General features: G+C 55.9%; 6 protein-coding genes and 1 tRNA gene. 3 read left to right on the forward strand and 4 right to left on the reverse strand.

Going from position 1 to position 16,594, the window contains the following annotated elements:
- The first annotated feature begins 5 nt into the window (after positions 1-5).
- A tRNA-Leu gene (locus tag HMPREF0576_RS05680) sits at positions 6-86 on the forward strand.
- A 976-nt stretch (positions 87-1,062) separates the two neighbouring features.
- On the opposite strand, the gene HMPREF0576_RS05685 is transcribed toward HMPREF0576_RS05680, so the two are convergent.
- The 3 genes from HMPREF0576_RS05685 to HMPREF0576_RS05695 all read right to left on the reverse strand — a co-directional run bounded on the left by HMPREF0576_RS05685 (position 1,063) and on the right by HMPREF0576_RS05695 (position 9,796).
- Entirely contained in the window at positions 1,063-3,879 is a 2,817-nt protein-coding gene (locus tag HMPREF0576_RS05685) for a sulfide/dihydroorotate dehydrogenase-like FAD/NAD-binding protein (protein ID WP_004011070.1), read from the reverse strand.
- Between the two features lie 18 nt (positions 3,880-3,897).
- Positions 3,898-8,919, reverse strand: a complete 5,022-nt coding sequence (locus tag HMPREF0576_RS05690; protein ID WP_004011071.1) for a 2-oxoacid:acceptor oxidoreductase family protein — start codon at positions 8,917-8,919, stop codon at positions 3,898-3,900.
- A gap of 172 nt (positions 8,920-9,091) precedes the next feature.
- Positions 9,092-9,796 (reverse strand): PKD domain-containing protein, encoded by a 705-nt coding sequence (locus HMPREF0576_RS05695; RefSeq protein WP_245527349.1) that lies wholly within the window; start codon positions 9,794-9,796, stop codon positions 9,092-9,094.
- A 315-nt stretch (positions 9,797-10,111) separates the two neighbouring features.
- Between HMPREF0576_RS05695 and HMPREF0576_RS05700 the strand changes: the two genes are divergently transcribed.
- Both HMPREF0576_RS05700 and HMPREF0576_RS05705 read left to right on the forward strand, forming a co-directional pair.
- Positions 10,112-10,906: an endonuclease domain-containing protein gene (locus HMPREF0576_RS05700; protein WP_245527350.1), complete on the forward strand. Its 795-nt coding sequence runs from the start codon at positions 10,112-10,114 to the stop codon at positions 10,904-10,906.
- Between the two features lie 965 nt (positions 10,907-11,871).
- On the forward strand, positions 11,872-13,731 hold the full coding sequence (locus tag HMPREF0576_RS05705; protein ID WP_004011077.1) for a cell wall-binding repeat-containing protein: 1,860 nt from the start codon (positions 11,872-11,874) through the stop codon (positions 13,729-13,731).
- 429 nt (positions 13,732-14,160) lie between these two features.
- On the opposite strand, the gene HMPREF0576_RS05710 is transcribed toward HMPREF0576_RS05705, so the two are convergent.
- Positions 14,161-16,446, reverse strand: coding sequence for a cell wall-binding repeat-containing protein (locus tag HMPREF0576_RS05710; protein ID WP_004011078.1), 2,286 nt, complete (start codon positions 16,444-16,446; stop codon positions 14,161-14,163).
- Between the last annotated feature and the right edge of the window lie 148 nt (positions 16,447-16,594).

Raw genomic sequence — 16,594 nt, forward strand, 5'->3', positions numbered from 1 at the left:
CGCCAGGGCGAGTGGCGGAATTGGTAGACGCGCAGGATTTAGGTTCCTGTGTCTTTGACGTGGGGGTTCGAGTCCCCTCTCGCCCACTTTTGTTTACGCGGGGGCGCCCTTGCGGTGCCCATGCGTAAACATACAGTCAGCAGAGCGACTCGAACCCCGTGAGGGCTAGGGCGTTAAGAAAACGCGTCAGCGTTTTTAGCCCTAGCGCGAGCATCCACGATGCGAGCGAGACGTGGTTTTGCGCAGCAAAACCACGGAGTCCACTCTCGCCCACTTTTGTTTTCTCTGGGACACCACCTCCCTCTCTCGCGAGCGCCCGCACCAAAACAAGCAAACAAAACCAAGCCAATGGTGGCGAAAATTTGAGCATACCTGCCCGGGGTGTGAATATAAGGTGGTATTTGGGCAGTAGCTGCCATTATTGGCAGCTACTGCCCTATTTCCACCCTATAAATCCACGCACACCCCGAAACTTGGCAGCAGACAGCCCCTCAATTCCTCGGATAACCTGAAATAACGCCTATTTAAACGTCTCGGTGTGCCATATATGGCACACCGAACCAAATTAATAGGATTAATGCCAGCATTCGCCGGGATTGTCTCAGGGCTTGAGATTTTGACACCGTAAAACCTTGCGATAAACCTGTACGTCCTGTCCGGCTTGCACGAACGACCGATTTCGCTAAGCACCATGCCGTCTCTACGCTGCTAGAATCTAACCTACCTGCGGGTTTAGAAAATCAACGCTCAGCAAGGACGCCAATTCTGGTTTGAAAACGGTCGTTAGTGCAACTACTCCAAAGCCATTCCGGGGTATAGACATGATTTGGTCCGGCGGGGTACCCTTGCGCCGCGGGAATTTAGGCGACTGGCGGGGCGAGGAGCGTTGGGGGGGCGACTCAGCGAGAGGCTGGGGGGTGAGCGTTTTGCGACAATAGTCGCGCAAAACGCGAGGGGGCACTCCCCCTTACGCCTCTCGCGAGCGCCCCCGAGCGACAGCCCCGCACCAATATCTAGCGGAGTGACTCCTCGTGCCCGACCGAAATATCCGCAGTAAATTGCTTACCTGAGGGCAGCTTTTTCCTGAGCCTTGAACTGATTGAATCGGGGCAGGAATTTATCCCAATCGATAGCGTGTCCATCCAGCTCAGGACCGTCAATACAGGCGTGTTTCCGCACCAGCTTGCCAGTTTCCGGGTCAATGAAAGGCACCATGCAGGCTCCGCACATCCCGGTCGCGTCAACCATGATCGAGTTCAACGACGCCACGGTAGGCACGCCATATTTACCCGTCAGCAAGCAGACGAATTTCATCATAATAGGCGGTCCGATAGTGGTGATTTCCGCAATCTGGCGCCCATCGCTGCGACCGTCCCGCAGCATTTCTTCCAGCGGCAACGTCACCACACCCTGACGCCCAAACGACCCATCGTCCGAGGTCAGCACCACGTCCAGCAAATCCGGATACTGACGACGCAGCACTTCAACACGCTCCGGGCTGACCCCGGCCGGATCCCCATCCGGGTCGGTCCAGAACAGCAAGTCGCGATGGCGCGCCCCCAGCACCAGGGTCACGTGATTGCCCAGCTCCAAGTGTTTACGGACAATCGGATAGGCGGGCGCTAACCCGACTCCACCAGCCACAAAACACACACTTTGGGTGGCAGGGTCGAATTGTTCCATCTTTGACGCCAGACCCAGTGGTCCAGCAATCCCGTAAAACGCTTGACCAACCTCCATCGCGCACATAATCTGGGTAGATTTACCCACCGCTTGCACCACGATGTAAATCCAGCCCTGTTCCCGGTCGAAATCGGCAACGGTCAGGGGAATCAGCTCGCCTTTCTCGTGGGTCATGAACCGGGCAAACTGTCCGGGCTGCACCGCACGGGCGACCGCCGGGGCGTGCAGTTTCATTTCCCAAGTCCGTTCCGACAGTTGGCGTTTTTCCAAGATTCGATAGGCTGAGGCGGCGCTTTGCGTGTATTCCCAAGCGCGTTGCACCCGCTGGCGGACTTCCTCCGGTTCCAATTTGGTCGCCAAATCCCCCATCTGGCGGGCGGCGGCTTGGCCATCTCCGGCTGCCTTAATCGCGGTAGACCCGCCGCGAGAAGCGTCTCCGCCGGAGTAAATCCCCGCTAGATTGGTGGCTTGCGAGGGGGTTTCTGCCGCCCTATCAGCCCCATCAGCCGTACCTGCACCAGCGCTGTCAGCCTCACCGCCAGTGGCATCTTTACCGACCTTGATGGCACCCCACTGCTGCACCGCTAGGTCGGGCTGGGAATCGCGGATAATCGGGTTGGAACTGTTACCCAGCGCCATAATCACCAGGTCAGCGTCCATTTCCAGGATTTCCCCGGTCGGTTGGGGACGGCGCCGCCCGGACTCGTCAGGCTCCCCCAGCTCCATCACCCCTACGCTGGCTCCGCAAACATGGTGGTTTTCATCCTCGTGAAACTCGGTGGGCGAGCGCAGCTCAGCCACCACAATGCCCTCTTCCAAAGCGTGATGCAGTTCCTCCACGCGAGCCGGCATTTCCGCCTTGGTCCGCCGGTACACAATCGTGACGTGACCGCCCAAGCGCCGGGCGGTGCGTGCCGCGTCCATCGCCGTGTTTCCTCCGCCAATCACCAGGATTTCTTTCCCCGCGACTTCTGGCAGGGGCGTGTCATAGTCGGGCAGGTTGCCGTGCATCAGGTTTACGCGGGTCAGGAACTCGTTGGCGCTCATGACCCCGTTGAGGTGCTCGCCGGGCACGTTCATGAACTTTGGCAGCCCCGCACCGGTACCGACGAAAATGCGCCAAAAACCCGCTGCTTTCAGGTCATCTAAGGTCGCGGTCTTACCCACCACGAAGTTCGTCACGAAACGCCCGCCCAGCAGGCGAATCTTGTCCACCACGTCGTCGACCAGCTCGTTAGGCAAGCGGAACTCGGGAATCCCGTATTTCAACACCCCGCCCAGGGTATGGAACGCCTCGAACACGGTGACCGGGAAACCCTGGTTCGCCAGCAAGAACGCGTTAATCAATCCGGAGGGACCCGAGCCGACGATGGCAATCGGGGGCTTTTCCGCGGTTTGCCACGGGTCGGGGCGCCCCTCGAAACGCTTGAGAATCGCCTCGTTGCCGTGCACAATTTTCTCTCGCTGGGGCAAAAACCACTCCAACTGACCAATCTCGATGGGACGCGCCTTGTGCACACACACCCCTTGACATTGCAGCTCCTGGGGACATACCCGCCCGGTCACGTTCGGCAGCGGGTTTGACTCTTCCACAACACGCAGTGCTCGGTCAAAATCGCCCTCTGCAATAGCCTGCATCACGTCCGGGACGTGAATCTGCACCGGGCAGCCCCCGACTTTGCGCCCCCGTAGGAATTCGCCCAGCTCACAGGGCCGATCCGCGCAGTGTTTATCCCGCATGGATTCCAGCCACACAAACAGGTCGACTTCCCGCTGGGTATAGCCCTGGGTCAAATATCCCAAATACCCTTGCGTGACCAGGTCAAAGTCATGTACCCGCTGGGACGCCGGGCGCACGTAGGGAGCGACGTGGCTGGCAGCGGGCCAGTTGTCGCTCAGACCCGCAAACATCGGGTAGCGCTCGGACAACCAGGTGTCAATCGCGCGAATGAACACGCGTTTCTTGCCCAGCGGCAAGTTCCACAGGAAACGCATCATGATGCGTCCCACCGTGTCCTCGCGTTCCAGCAGTTCCCAAATTTTGCGGGTCAGCGCCTCGGGCAGCTCTCCGGTGTCAAAAGCCGCGTGCAGCTGCGCCAAGCCTTCAGCCACAAACATGGCTTGAAACAGTTTCGGGTCGGCGTTAAACCGGCGTTCCAAAATGTTGAGTTGCACCGTGTTCATCGTGCCAAGCATCGGTTTCCCCTCCCCCGGTCACGAGATGATTTCCGCGTCACAGTTCGCGACGACTTTCGCAATGCGGGCGCGCAGCTCGTCGGTCACTTTCACGTTTTCCAGCGAGCCGGGAATCAGCCGCGCCACCGGGGTGGACTTGCCGTCAATGATTTCCGTAGAAGCCTCGAAATACTCGGGAATCTCTTGATAGCAAGTCTTGCAGTCCGTGCATTGGGCTATTTTCTCTAGCTCGTAGCGAAAGGGAGTACCGGAACCTGCGGGCGCGGAACCGCTCACTTCAGTCCCGGAGGCGCCGCCAGTCGAGCTGGCTCCCCCACCGAATCCACCCAAGAACGGTAATGGCGTCGTGGTAGTGCCGGTCGCAGCGACTTCTGCCATCGCTTTCGCCATGAGTTCAATCATTTCTTCTTGCGACTTCGCGGCGGCGTCACGAGTTTCGGTCAACTTCTTTTCCAGGTCAGCCTGGGCTTTCCGCGCCGCAGCCAGGTCTTGCCCAGCCAGGTATTGCAGGAAAGTCCAGTATTCCCGGCACTGCTCGGTCAGCTTCACGATGGAGGGCGACACCTGGATTTTCACCAGATTCCCCTCCGCGCCGGTCGTATAGATAAACGGAGTGGCGGTTTCCCGCGCGGTCGCATCCATTTCTATATATTCCGCCACCAGGGTCGGGTTTTCGGCATTGTCCGGCAGCGGTTTGAAGTGTTTCTTAAACCGCAGCTCAGAGTAGGCAAAATCTGCTGGCGTGTAAGGCAGGTCCAGCAGCTGGGTTTTTCCGTCCGCATCGTGGTAGTTGAGTTTGTAGTGTGACCAGAGCTTCTTTACATCCGGGTTGCCGTCGATGATGAAACGGTCACTAAATTCGGCGTGTGCTGGTTCGTGAACAAACAGCGGGCTGACACGTGATTTCACCGCCATCCGACTGTGTTCACTAGCCATGTCGTCCCCGATTCCGTGTTCGGGCTGGCAGGGAGTGTACACGTCTATCAGCGCCGGGTAGTCGACTTGAGCCAGTGCACGAGACACGTTCTTGAGGAAGTGCCCCTGGTAAGCCGTGGAGGTAGACACCACGAGGACGTTGGGGTGCATCGCTGCCAGCAGACCCAACTCTTTGCGCTGCTCGGATTTACCTTTCAAATATTTTCCGTAACGGGACAGGTCCGCGTCCTGCCCCTCCAGTGAAGCCGTGGACGCCTGACCGCCCGTGTTGGAATAGGCTCCCGTGTTCAACACCAGCATCTTTATGGGGGTTCCTGATGCCATGATGCGGCTCATCGCCCCAAATCCAATGTCATAAGACGCCCCATCGCCGCCGATGGTCATCACCGCCGGCATCAACGCGAGTTCCTCGTCCGTAAAGTGCTTCCATTCCGGAGCATCGTTGGGAATCGCCGCGCCGGTCGCGCCCGCGAGGATGGCACGGGCTTGACGCAGCGCTAACACGTCCATCGACAAATCGGCTGCCAAGCCCTCGTAAATACCCTTCGCCAGAGGCTGGGCATCTTGGAACAGCCCGTTGACCCACGGCTGCTGGTAAGGGTTAAACGGCGCAGTCGAAGCATAAACCGAGGAACACCCAGTCGAATTCGCCACTACCGCGGCCGCCGGACCCCGCCCGCCTGCCGGTCCTTCGTAACGGTACAGACGCTGCTCCAGACGCGCACGCACCTTGTCAATCAGCTCGCCCAGCGCCGTGTCGGTGACAGCGTGACGCTTTTCTTCCAACGCTGCTACCAATTCCTCAAGTTCCTGACGGTGACGCAACACTCTGCCATTGTTGATGTCGTTAGCCAAAGCCATGGTTTGACGCACGGCAGTGACTTCGCCACATCCACGGCACGCTCCGTGCCCGCCAATGGTCGCGTAATAGTTGTCGCGGTTCAGGAAGATCCGTTTCATGTCGAGGCTGGGTCCGCCGTTCGGGTCGCTGAATTCGCTCGGCGAGTTCGGCAGTTTTGTCAGGAACGCAAAGCGCTGCTGCGCCGTGTCCAGCACCTCGTCGTCTTGGTCGGTACCAATCAGGGCGTGCGGACCACACACCGCCACGCATTCCAGACAGCCGGTACACTTCCACGGGTCGACAGTCGCGCTGAACAGGACTCCCGCACCGGGTTGGCGTTTTTCAGTAGAGTCAAAGAACGGTCGGGTGCGTGCCACCGGGAAGGTTCGTAACGTGTCTGCCACCGCCGCTACCGCCGCGGGGTCGGCATTTTGTGAGGTCGCCACCTCGGTAAAGACATCCGCAATTGCCGGACGCGCCTTCGTGTCCAACAGTGCCTGGCGCATCGCCCCGGCAATCGCCTCCACCTGCGATTGCAGGCTCGCGCCGGAGTCACCGGTCTGTTCTATGGCAGTCTCCAGCAGGGTGTCAATAGTGAACACTGTGTTTGGAATCGCCCCATCCGGGCACGCCAGAGCACATTCCATACAGCCGGTACACACGCTCGGGTCGAACACCGGAATAGTGCGGCGGAACAGACCCTTGTCCTTTTCTGCCGAGGACGCCGGGGGCAAGAAATAGCCAGTGCCGGGATAAACCGGGGCTTCGCTGATAGTTCCCTGCGCAAAGGGCTCCGCCACGACCCGCCGGAAATAATCCCGATCGAACAGCCCGGAGGTCAACGCACAGCCACTGGCACCACGCTGGCACATTGTGGCTGACAGGGAGGCGTTCAAAGCCTGACGAGAATGCCCGGATCCCGCCGTCGCGCCTGTCGACCCGCCCGCCGAATCAACGTCGAGCTGTTCCCAATCGACCTTTTGCGTCGCGCTCGCCCCGTCCTGGACCACAGCCATATTTGCTTCTACAATCGCCGGGCCTTTCGCCCCGAATTTGTGCTCGATTTGTTCGCGAATCTTTGCCAGCATGTCCGCTTCGCTGGCCCCGGAAGCAATCCGGTCCACTTTGGTGGCGATAGCCCCGATAAAAGCCACACCCATCATGCGGGTTTGCAAGCCCGGATTGGGGGCGTGTTTCAGTGCGACCCCAAAAGCGTCGAGGATAAACAGGTTGATGTGCCGATCCCGAATGATTTGTTTCGCCCGGCGCGGCAGACTCGCCCACAGTTCGGCGGGAGTCTTGTCAGATTGCAGGATAAACGTCCCGCCCTCCGCCAAGCCTTTCAGCGGGTTCGTGTGCGCAAACACCATGTGGTCCGGGCTGACCACAATCTCTACGTCCTCCAGCTCGGCGTTCGTAATCCTGATAGTCTCCGGGCTCAACGTGATGTAGTAGTTCGTGGCAGCCCCCGATTTTTCCGAACCGTACTTCGGGGCAGCTTTGCTGTGCAAGTGCAGCATTTCTGCCAAAATGTCTGCCAACAGTTTCCCGGTCGCAATCGTGCCGTATCCCCCGACCGAGTGGAACCGAATCCGCATCGCTTCCTTAGGCAGCAGGTCTTTCGGGTTTTCCTCCAGGTGAAGAGCCATCTTGGTAGTTTCCGGGTAGGCTTCACGCAGCCGGTCCTGCATCGCTTTTTGTTCCCCGGTCGCGTCATCGTCAAAGAACGTCGAGCCGATATAGAACTCGGGAGCCAAGTCACCAACCTGCATCGCTTTGAACGTGGCGATGAGGTGACGCGGCTGGACGTCGTGACCGCCCAAGCCAAAGAACCCGGTGGACAGCTGGGGCATTTCCTCAGTCTCTACCGCCGGAATATCTGGGTAGCGCGCAGGCAGATTGCGCTGCACCGCCGCCGCATTTTGCCCGGCTTTCACCAGCGCGCTGTTGACGAACTTGGTCAACGCCGCCTGGTCGGAACGCTCCAACACCGTCACGGCTTTCGCGCCTTTGAGAGCCGCCACCAAGTCAGCCTCCGGGAACGGCTGCAACATGACAATCTGGACCAGACCGACCTTGAGACCCCGACTGCGCAAGTACGGCAGCACCGCCCGCACGTCCTCGCAGATCGAACCGACCCCAACCATGATGAAGTCGGCATCCTCGCAGTTAAAGGTTTTCACCGGGGCGTAATCGCTGCCGGTCAGGGCGTTATATTCGTCCATCGCCTGGCGCACTAGGCGCGGCACGTCCGCCACAAAGTGGGTGCGGTGGTCGGCTACCCCGGCTTGGAAATCGGGCTGGTTTTGTACCGGTCCGGTCAAGCCCGGGTTGTCAATATCCACCAGGGATGGAATCAGTTTGCGGGTACCTCGCGCCGGCGCATTGACCCACTGGCGACGCCACTTGGCGACTTCCGCCGCGGGCAGATGCCCCGCGATTTCCCGGTCAAACAGCTCTCCGCAGCTATCGTTTTCGATGGCGTCAGCATTATCAACAGACTGGAGGAACGACCGCAGCGCCTCGAGGGAGGCGGGCGCCAGCACCGACCTTTTGCTCTCCAGGAACTGACCAAACTGGAAAGCCCGCCCTTTGGCACCAAACAAAATTTCCTGAGCGGCGGTGGGGCAGGGAATGTACCCCTTGGGATCGCCCAAGTATTCCTTTACCAGTTCGGCTTCCGGCAGGCGCGCTTCGCTCATCATGTGGGAAGTCGCGAAACCATCCATGCAGTTCGCCACCGGAATCAAGGACAGCGACGAGGCACGGTAAGAAATCAGCGCCAGATTCGCGGCCTCCTCCGGGTTCGCTCCAAACAGGACCGTGTAACCGGCTGGGAGCAGGGCATATACGTCATCATGGCCACCCATCACGTTCAGCGAGTGGCGGGACACCACGCGCGCCGCAACCTGCAGCACGAAACCGCCGATGCGCTTGCCGACAGTGACATAGTGAGACTCCAAACCGTAGAGAATCCCCTGCGAACTGGAGGCATTCGAGATGAACTTGCCGCCGGTCAGCGCCGCGCCCATCGCCCCAGACTGAGCGGAATGCTCCCCCTCCGGCTCAAAGAAGAAGGGGTGCTGTCCCCACACGTTCTTTTGACCCGCCGCTACTGCGGCTTCGAACGTTTCCGAGATTTCCGTCGAAGGCGTGATGGGATACCCGATGACTCCTCCACACACCATGTTCATTACGCGGGCAACCGCACCGTTGCCGTTGATCACTTCCACTTTGCCGGGATACTTTGGCTGGTCTACCATTACAAATTCCTCTCGACGGGGTATTTTGGGATTGCGTGGCCGTGGCCCAGTGATTCGCATCCTACCCTGATTTTAGTAACGTCTCTTTGCCCACGCGAGGGCTCCGCGCGAGAGGCGATTTACCCGCTACCCTGGAACTGTTCGGAATTCAAGGGTTCGCACGGTTTGGCATTTAGGAAAGGTAGGGAATCAAGTATTTGACGAGGAACTCAGTTGAGGTACTTTCGGTGACGACATCGCCGGGAATTTCCTGAGGTTTGTCTTTCCCAATAGCCCAAGTCGCCCGCCAGTGGATTCGGCAGTTAATCGTGTAGCTGCCAACACGTTGATATTTATGAGTAACTGTCCCCTCTGGCCAGGGCGCTCCCGCATTCGCGCCGGAATCCGTGGTGTTGCCGTCACCCCATTTCCATTCAAACCGTATTGGGACGGCGATGATGGTCAAAGTCTGCGATGCCACTGTTTTTACAAACTTTTGCGGCTTCGCGTCCGCCCATACATACACGTCTTTATTCACCGCTACGTGACCTTTAGCGGGATTCATAAACAATTTGGGAGACTCAACTTTGACTTTCAGCGCCTCGCGAAGTTCCCGGTTCCAGTCATAGGAATTTTGTATGGAAACACCGTTTTTCGACTTTTTCTGACCTTTCGACCCGCCGGAGCCTTTCGTGGCGGAATTTGCCGAGGTCGAGTTGTAGCCGAAAGACTGGGAGCGAGAATCGGAAAAAGATCCGCTGATGACCCCCTGAATCACATTACCCATTCCGCTGAAGTCCCCAACGATGGCGTTCGCCACGCCGACCCCCGCGCCTGAAAGCGCAAATAAAGTCGCGATGGCTGCGGTAAACATCCGGGCACGTCGGGGAAAACTCACATTTTCAAGCTACCGTGAAGGTAGCGCACTGACCAAACCCGCGCCAACCGGTCGGGGACCCGCCGTCCTGGGATTTCACGCAAATGCACAGGTCTGACCTGCGATTTGCCAAGTTTTTTGCCAGCATTCATTAATCATTGGATTTATAAGGTGGAATATGGGCAGTAGCTGCCATTATTGGCAGCTACTGCCCATATTCCACTGTTTATCCACAGCGACAGCGAAACCGGGGTTTTCCACAGGTAATCTGAATCGGCATTGATTTTGTTTCCGGCCGTGTCGCAAAGTGGGGTTATGGAAACGATAAACTGTGGCGTGTACACAGTAAAACAGCTGCTCACAGAGTACTCCACGCGCGAAATTGCGGCTTTAGTTAAGGCTGGCAACCTGGTGCGAATTATGCGTGGCTGGTACGCCGGATTGGAAGCGGACCCGGATGTCGTCCGCGCGCTGAAACACGGAGGCCGGTTGGGTTGCCTGTCCGGGTGCGCAAAGTATGGACTCTGGGTTCCCCACCAAACCAACACGCACGTAATCTTGCCGGAAAATGTTCCCCTGCCCGCTGCAAGATTCGCCGAATTCCACCGCTGTATCGCGACCCAACACGCCCCCGTTTTCGGCTTAGAAGATTGCCTGTACCAAGCCATGCGCCATCATGATGCCGAGACGGGGCTGATTGTGCTGGAATCGGCGTTGCAGGCAGGATGCATCGGTTACGACCAAGCAAAACATCTGGCAACGCGGGTGCAAAAGAAAAAAATGGCAACGTACCGGTTCCTGAACCGAGGGGCACAATCCGGTAGTGAAACCAGGGTCAGGTTATTTTTCCAGCGCCGCGGGGTCAGTGTGCGTACCCAGCATCGGACTGCACCCGGATGGGTGGACCTGCTGGTCGGCAACTCGTGGATAGTGGAATGCGATGGGAGGGAGTTTCATGACAATCCCCGCGCTTTTGAGATTGACCGCGAGCGGGATTTATCGAACGCCACCGCTGGATATCTGACTACCCGGCTGAGCTACCGCCAGATCTGGCACGAGTGGGAACGCACCACTCAGAGATTGAGCGCTATTTTGCAAAGACGCCGACACCGCATCGCACCCCGAGTGTGACGGGATCCCCGGTTGGAGATACCCCAGGTAGGAAGTACTTATGATTGAAAGGGCTCAGATTCAAAGGGCTCAGTTTGAAAACAACCCGGATTTGAAAACACCGGGTAGGAAGCCCCCGGGTAGGAAAGTGCCCCAGATTTAAAAACACCACAGGTTTGAAAGCACCCAGACGAAAAAGTATTACGAGTTTTTAGGCACTCGGCGGTTTTACGGGCGGGCTTGTCGGTGAACTGTCAACTATTTCCGAAGATTTGTCGGCAGCCGGCTGTCGATGTCGCAGAGGCTCCCGTCCAGACTCCAGATGTTCAAAATTGATGGCAGCCAGAAAACCGAACTGCGGAACTCCGCTTGTTTGATAGTGGATATTAGATAACAACTGCCGGGATTTTTCAACGCCTGCGCCTGAATCCGGGTGCTGCGCCGTTGGCATCTGAGATTATGAGGTGGAATATGGGCAGTAGCTGCCATTATTAGCAGCTACTGCCCATATTCCACCTTATATTCTCATCTTTCATTGGTCACTGCCGAAGTTTTACCCCCCAGCATCGGACCGAATCGATCCGACATCCGAGGCGATTTTATCGTCAAAAATCCCTGCCAAATAGCTCCGAACTGGGGATTTGCCATACATAACAGCGGAGTTGACGATGCACCGGTGATTTTCGCCCCGCACTGATTCACCATCCCGGCTCGCTGCGCTTTAAACCCACGGCGTTTTTCTGTAGTCACACGACGCGTCCCCCAAGCCGTGCACAGATACCAACCCCATCACCACGGCGGCCTGAAGGACTCGAATCTAGACCTCTCGAAGACCAAATCGGCTCCGAGTAGAATTGCTTTCGTCGCCACCAAAACGTCCCGCAATCGTTGAAGCTGCGCGGTTTTTCAAAACACTCCGGCGACCTTTTCAATTCATCTGAGCAAAATTCCACCCTTTATTACCCAGAAGAAGGGTTTATTTGAAGATGAATTTGAAGAAGAAGTTTGTGATTGGTGCTGCTTCGTTGGCGCTGGTTGCTGGCATGGGCGTCGCTCCCGCGATGGCTGGCGAGATTTATCTGCCGAATGGTAACAAGGTAGAGCGTTTGTCTGGCCCGGACCGTGTGGAGACCTCTTTGGAGGCTGCGAAGGCTCGTATGGAGCAGTCCACTGTGGATACCGCGTATATTGTTGGCTATGATGCTGTGGTTGACGCAGCTTCGGCGTCGTCGTTGAAAGACGGGGTTATCCTGGTGGCTCCTAAGGATCGCGGTGGTCAGCTGTTGCTGGGCAAAGCGATGAAAGATGACGCGAAGCTTTCGGGTATCTCCAAGCTGGTAGCTGTGGGTGGGACTGCTGTCGTGGCGGACTCCGTGTTGGATAACATTAAGAAGTTTGATGATTCCATTACCGAGACTTCTCGTGTTGATGGCAAGAACCGTTACGAGACTTCGGCGAACATTGCTAAGCGCGCTTTTGCTGCTGTTTCCGTTAATCACGTGTTTTTGACCCGTGGTGACAATCCGGTGGATGCACTGTCTGCTGGTTCCTTGAATGCTTTTGCGGGTAAGATGGGGCCGGTTTTGTTGGTGAATCCGTCTGGTACCGTGGATAAGTCTATTGTTGACTACTACCGGTCTACTGGTAAGAGCGCTGGTGCAGTGCTAGTCTTGGGTGGCGAAGCTGCTTTGTCCGATGCCCAGGTCAAGCAGGTCGTTGGTGAATCTCAGTCGATTTCTCCGTGGAAGTATGCTGAAACTGAGGAATCCCTGAAGTTAAAGCTGCAGAAAGCCGCTATTGAGTACTTGGGTCACAAGACCTGGCAAGGAATGGAAAACGATCTAAAGTTTGATACTGATGGTACTCCCTCGGCACTGTTCGGTTTGGATGATAATGCCTCCCTAGCTACTGAAGGTCAGGAGAAGGACCCGCGTAAGATTGAAGCTAAGAAGATTACGGATCCGACTAAGGCGTTCGCTGGTTTTAAGCCGACCTTGGCTAAGTACGATATTTACGCTACCAAGATTGATGGTCTTTACAAGACCGCTAAGGCTGAATTAGATGAGGCTGTAAACAATGCGGTGAAAGCTCCGACTGCTGCGGCAAATGTTGAGGCTGCTATAAAGGCTAAGTTTGAGGCTCTTTACGGCACGAGCAGTTTTAAAGCCACCACAATTGATGGTGTTAGCCCGAATGTGAAGGTTAAGGTTCAAGGCGCGTTCAATGTTGATAAGGACGGCAACCTGACCGGTTTGAACAAGGCATTTATTGCTAAGCTCGGCAAGGACTACGCTACTAACGAAGACGCGGCGATTAAAAATGCTCTGAAAGTTCAAGACGACACTCTTGCTGGGGCCCCCGGTGCTGCCGACCCGAAGAACTTGGAGAAGTTCAACGAGATTTTGCAGGCTGATTTCAGCAAGCAGAAGGCTTTGACTGCGGCTTCTAAGGCAAAGTTGATGAACGCGATTGCTGCTTATCAGGCAAGGCCGTGGGCTAAGGTTATTACCCAGCCTGAGGGCGTGATGCGCATTGTTGGTAAGGATCGTTACGAGACTGCTGCTCTGATTTCTTACTTCGCTACCAAGGATATGTCCAAAAATACAGTGAAGAACGTGTACTTGGCTAGTGGTGCGGATAATCACCTGATTGACTCGGTGGTTGCAGGTCAACTGATTGATGGTTCGATTATGTTGGTGCCGGGTGCGGATTTGTCTGATGAGACCAAGCTTGAATTGGCTCGTTTGGCTAAGATGCACGTGACCATTCAAGGCTACGTGATTGGCGGCAAGGAAGCTGTGTCCGATGACGCAGTAATGGCAGTAGCCAAAGCTATGGGCATCTGATTCAACCCATTTATTGGTTGAATAAAACTGAATAACCAGCTCTCGGGCGGTCTAACCGCCCGAGAGCGCTTTTTAAACCGAGGCCGCCCTCGGCTAACCACGGCTGATACAGAGCGGGTGATGTCACAGAAAAGCTGTCCCGACACGCTAACAAACAGCGGCTATCGCGCCAGTCAAAACCAGGTCTCGTAAATATGAGAACAAATGCGGTGCGGATGTTGGGAAATAGCGACCAAGAAGTGTGTGACCGGTTTCACAGCCAGACACTAGATTCGCCAAGTAAACCATGATGAAACCCAACGGTTTCGCATAACTTCATAAAATGGTTGGCTCCGCTAGGTTTTCCTAGCGGAGCCGCACTTTGTCGGGCTGGGTAACCAGCCCGACAAAGAACTATATGAAGTTATTGGTGAAACCTTATGGCTTCAATTACCGCTTGGTATTGACGGTCACGCTGAGAGGACTCGTAGCTCCAGTGTTCTTAATCTTCAAAACAATAGTTTTTGCGTCACTGCCGGTGTAGCCAGGATCCTTTACCTTAATCTTGCACTGAGCATCAACACTGGCAACCACACTGGTCGGGTTTGTCGCAGTACTAGAAGGATCCAGTGTCAGAGTTTCAGCGGTACAGGACGGATTAGCAGCACCGTTGGTAGGCTGAAATACCTTCTCGTTAGTATCGGACAAATCCATTGTGCCATATGCCGGACTCACAGCCGCCGGTGCTGCGGAAGCATTCACGAACTTGCCGCCTTCAGCGATGGCCTTGCCTGCGGCTTGGGCGACGGCGTCTTCAACAGCGCCGGTGCCGCCCATGATGTAGCCACCCTGCAGGGTCTTCTGCTTGCCCATCAGGGTCAGCTCGGACACGGTAGACGGCTTCAAGTCACCACTCGTGGGAACCAGCAAAATCGGACCATGCTGCAGCTGACCAGCCACCACAGAGTCAATCAGGTGGGCATCGTTACCAGAAGCCAAGTACACAAAGTCGTCAGTGAATTTCTTCTCTTCGCGCAGCCAGTAAGATAGCAAAGCAGAAGTCTGGTAACGATCCTCGCCAACCAAGCGAGCCAGACCAGAACCGGTACCAACCGTCACCTTAGCCTCAGGACCAGCCTTGTACGCGGTCACAGCCTCATCCAAAGCCTTCTTCGCATCAGCCGTGGTCTTCACCTGCTCAGCCACACGAGCCTCAATCGCCTTCTTAACCGCGGCATAGTTCAAAACTTCACCACCGGTAACGGCGGTCAGCTCGTAGTCGGTGTTACCTTTAGTCTTAGCAACGTCAGACAGCTTCACACCAGTAGCAGGGGCACCGTCGACCTTGATGAACTCAGTATCACCCTTGTCCGCAATGTAGTTATCGACAATCTGGTCAATCTTCTTCTGATCCAGACCAGTCAGGTTGCCATCGGTATCGAAAGTGAAAGAACCTGGATTATCCAACTCGCCAGCCAGCAAAGTCGGCTTGGTCAACGCAACATTGCCGTAAGCAGCCTTAAACTTGGTGTTGATAGTGTTAAAAGTGGCATTATTTGGAGCAGCCAGAGCGGCGGCAGTATTCGGTGCAGCCTGACCAGAGGACACCGCGGACACGTTACTAGCTACAGCAGCATCGACCGCGTCCTTTACCTCACCCAACTGGTTCTTAATCGTCTTCTTGCCATTATTCTTGGCATCCAACAATGCCTGGGCGTTAACCTTCAAGTTAGCCAAAGACTTCTTGTAGCCAACGAAGCACTTCTTGTTAGCCTCAATACCATCTTTGACATCAATATCAGTAACATCCTCAGTCTCGGTACAATTAACAGTTCCTTTATTCAGACCGAAGAAATTCTTCAGGTTATCGTCGGCATCTTGAGTTTTACCATTAAGACCCTGCCATACTTTCTGACCCTCGTAAGCCGCAGCAGCTTCCTGCACAGCCTTCTTCAAATCCGCGTTCGTGGTCTGATACTTCCACGGATCAACCGCAACCTTGCCCTCGAACAACTGTTCAACCTGAGCGGTAGGCAACACGCCCTCACCGCCCAAAATTACAGACTTGGGGCTAATCTTCGCTTTCTTCGCGTAAGCTACAGTAGCAGGATCTACCTTGCCAGAAGGATTCACCAACAGGGTCGGACCACCTTCATACGCCCCAGCAGTCAGAGCATCGACCATGTTATCGCCACGAGCCAACAAAAACTCGCTATTTGTGCCACCATTAGGGAACACCTTCTTCGCGATAGCAACGTTGGTCTCGTAACGGTTCTCTCCACCCAAACGCTCAGACTTATCCGTAATGCTGGGATTCATCTTCGCTACGTTATCAACAGCAGCCTTAGGCATAACACTTTCGCCACCAACAGCTACAAGAGTCCTAACGTTCTTCAGCTGAGGATCCTTATACATAGTCGCGCCCAGCAACAACTGACCAGCCTTGTCAGAAGGCACCAAAATAACCACACCGTCTTTGACCATGCCAGCCGTAGCAGCATCAACCAAAGCATTCTGGTTCACGAGATAAGCACGCGAAACAGTGCCCTGCTTCATACGCAACTTCGCAGCCTCGAGGGAGGTCTCCACGCGAGCATCACCAGCCACACGAACCAGCTTCTTACCACCAGGCAACAAAACCGGTTGACCCGCTGCAGCCATCGCGGGAGCGACGCCCATGCCAGCAACCAGCGCCAACGAAGCAGCACCAATCACAAACTTCTTCTTCAAATTCATCTTCAAATAAACCCTTCTTCTGGGTAATAAAGGGTCAGGAATTCCGGGTAAATACTGGGTAAATACCAGGGGGTAGGCACGCGAGAAATCCCCGTGCCGAAACTAGACAGAGTTGTGGTCAAACCGGGAGGTTTGGCAAGTTGATACC

Origin of the sequence: Mobiluncus holmesii ATCC 35242 (genome assembly GCF_000185445.1) — a bacterium.
Taxonomy (GTDB): domain Bacteria; phylum Actinomycetota; class Actinomycetes; order Actinomycetales; family Actinomycetaceae; genus Mobiluncus; species Mobiluncus curtisii.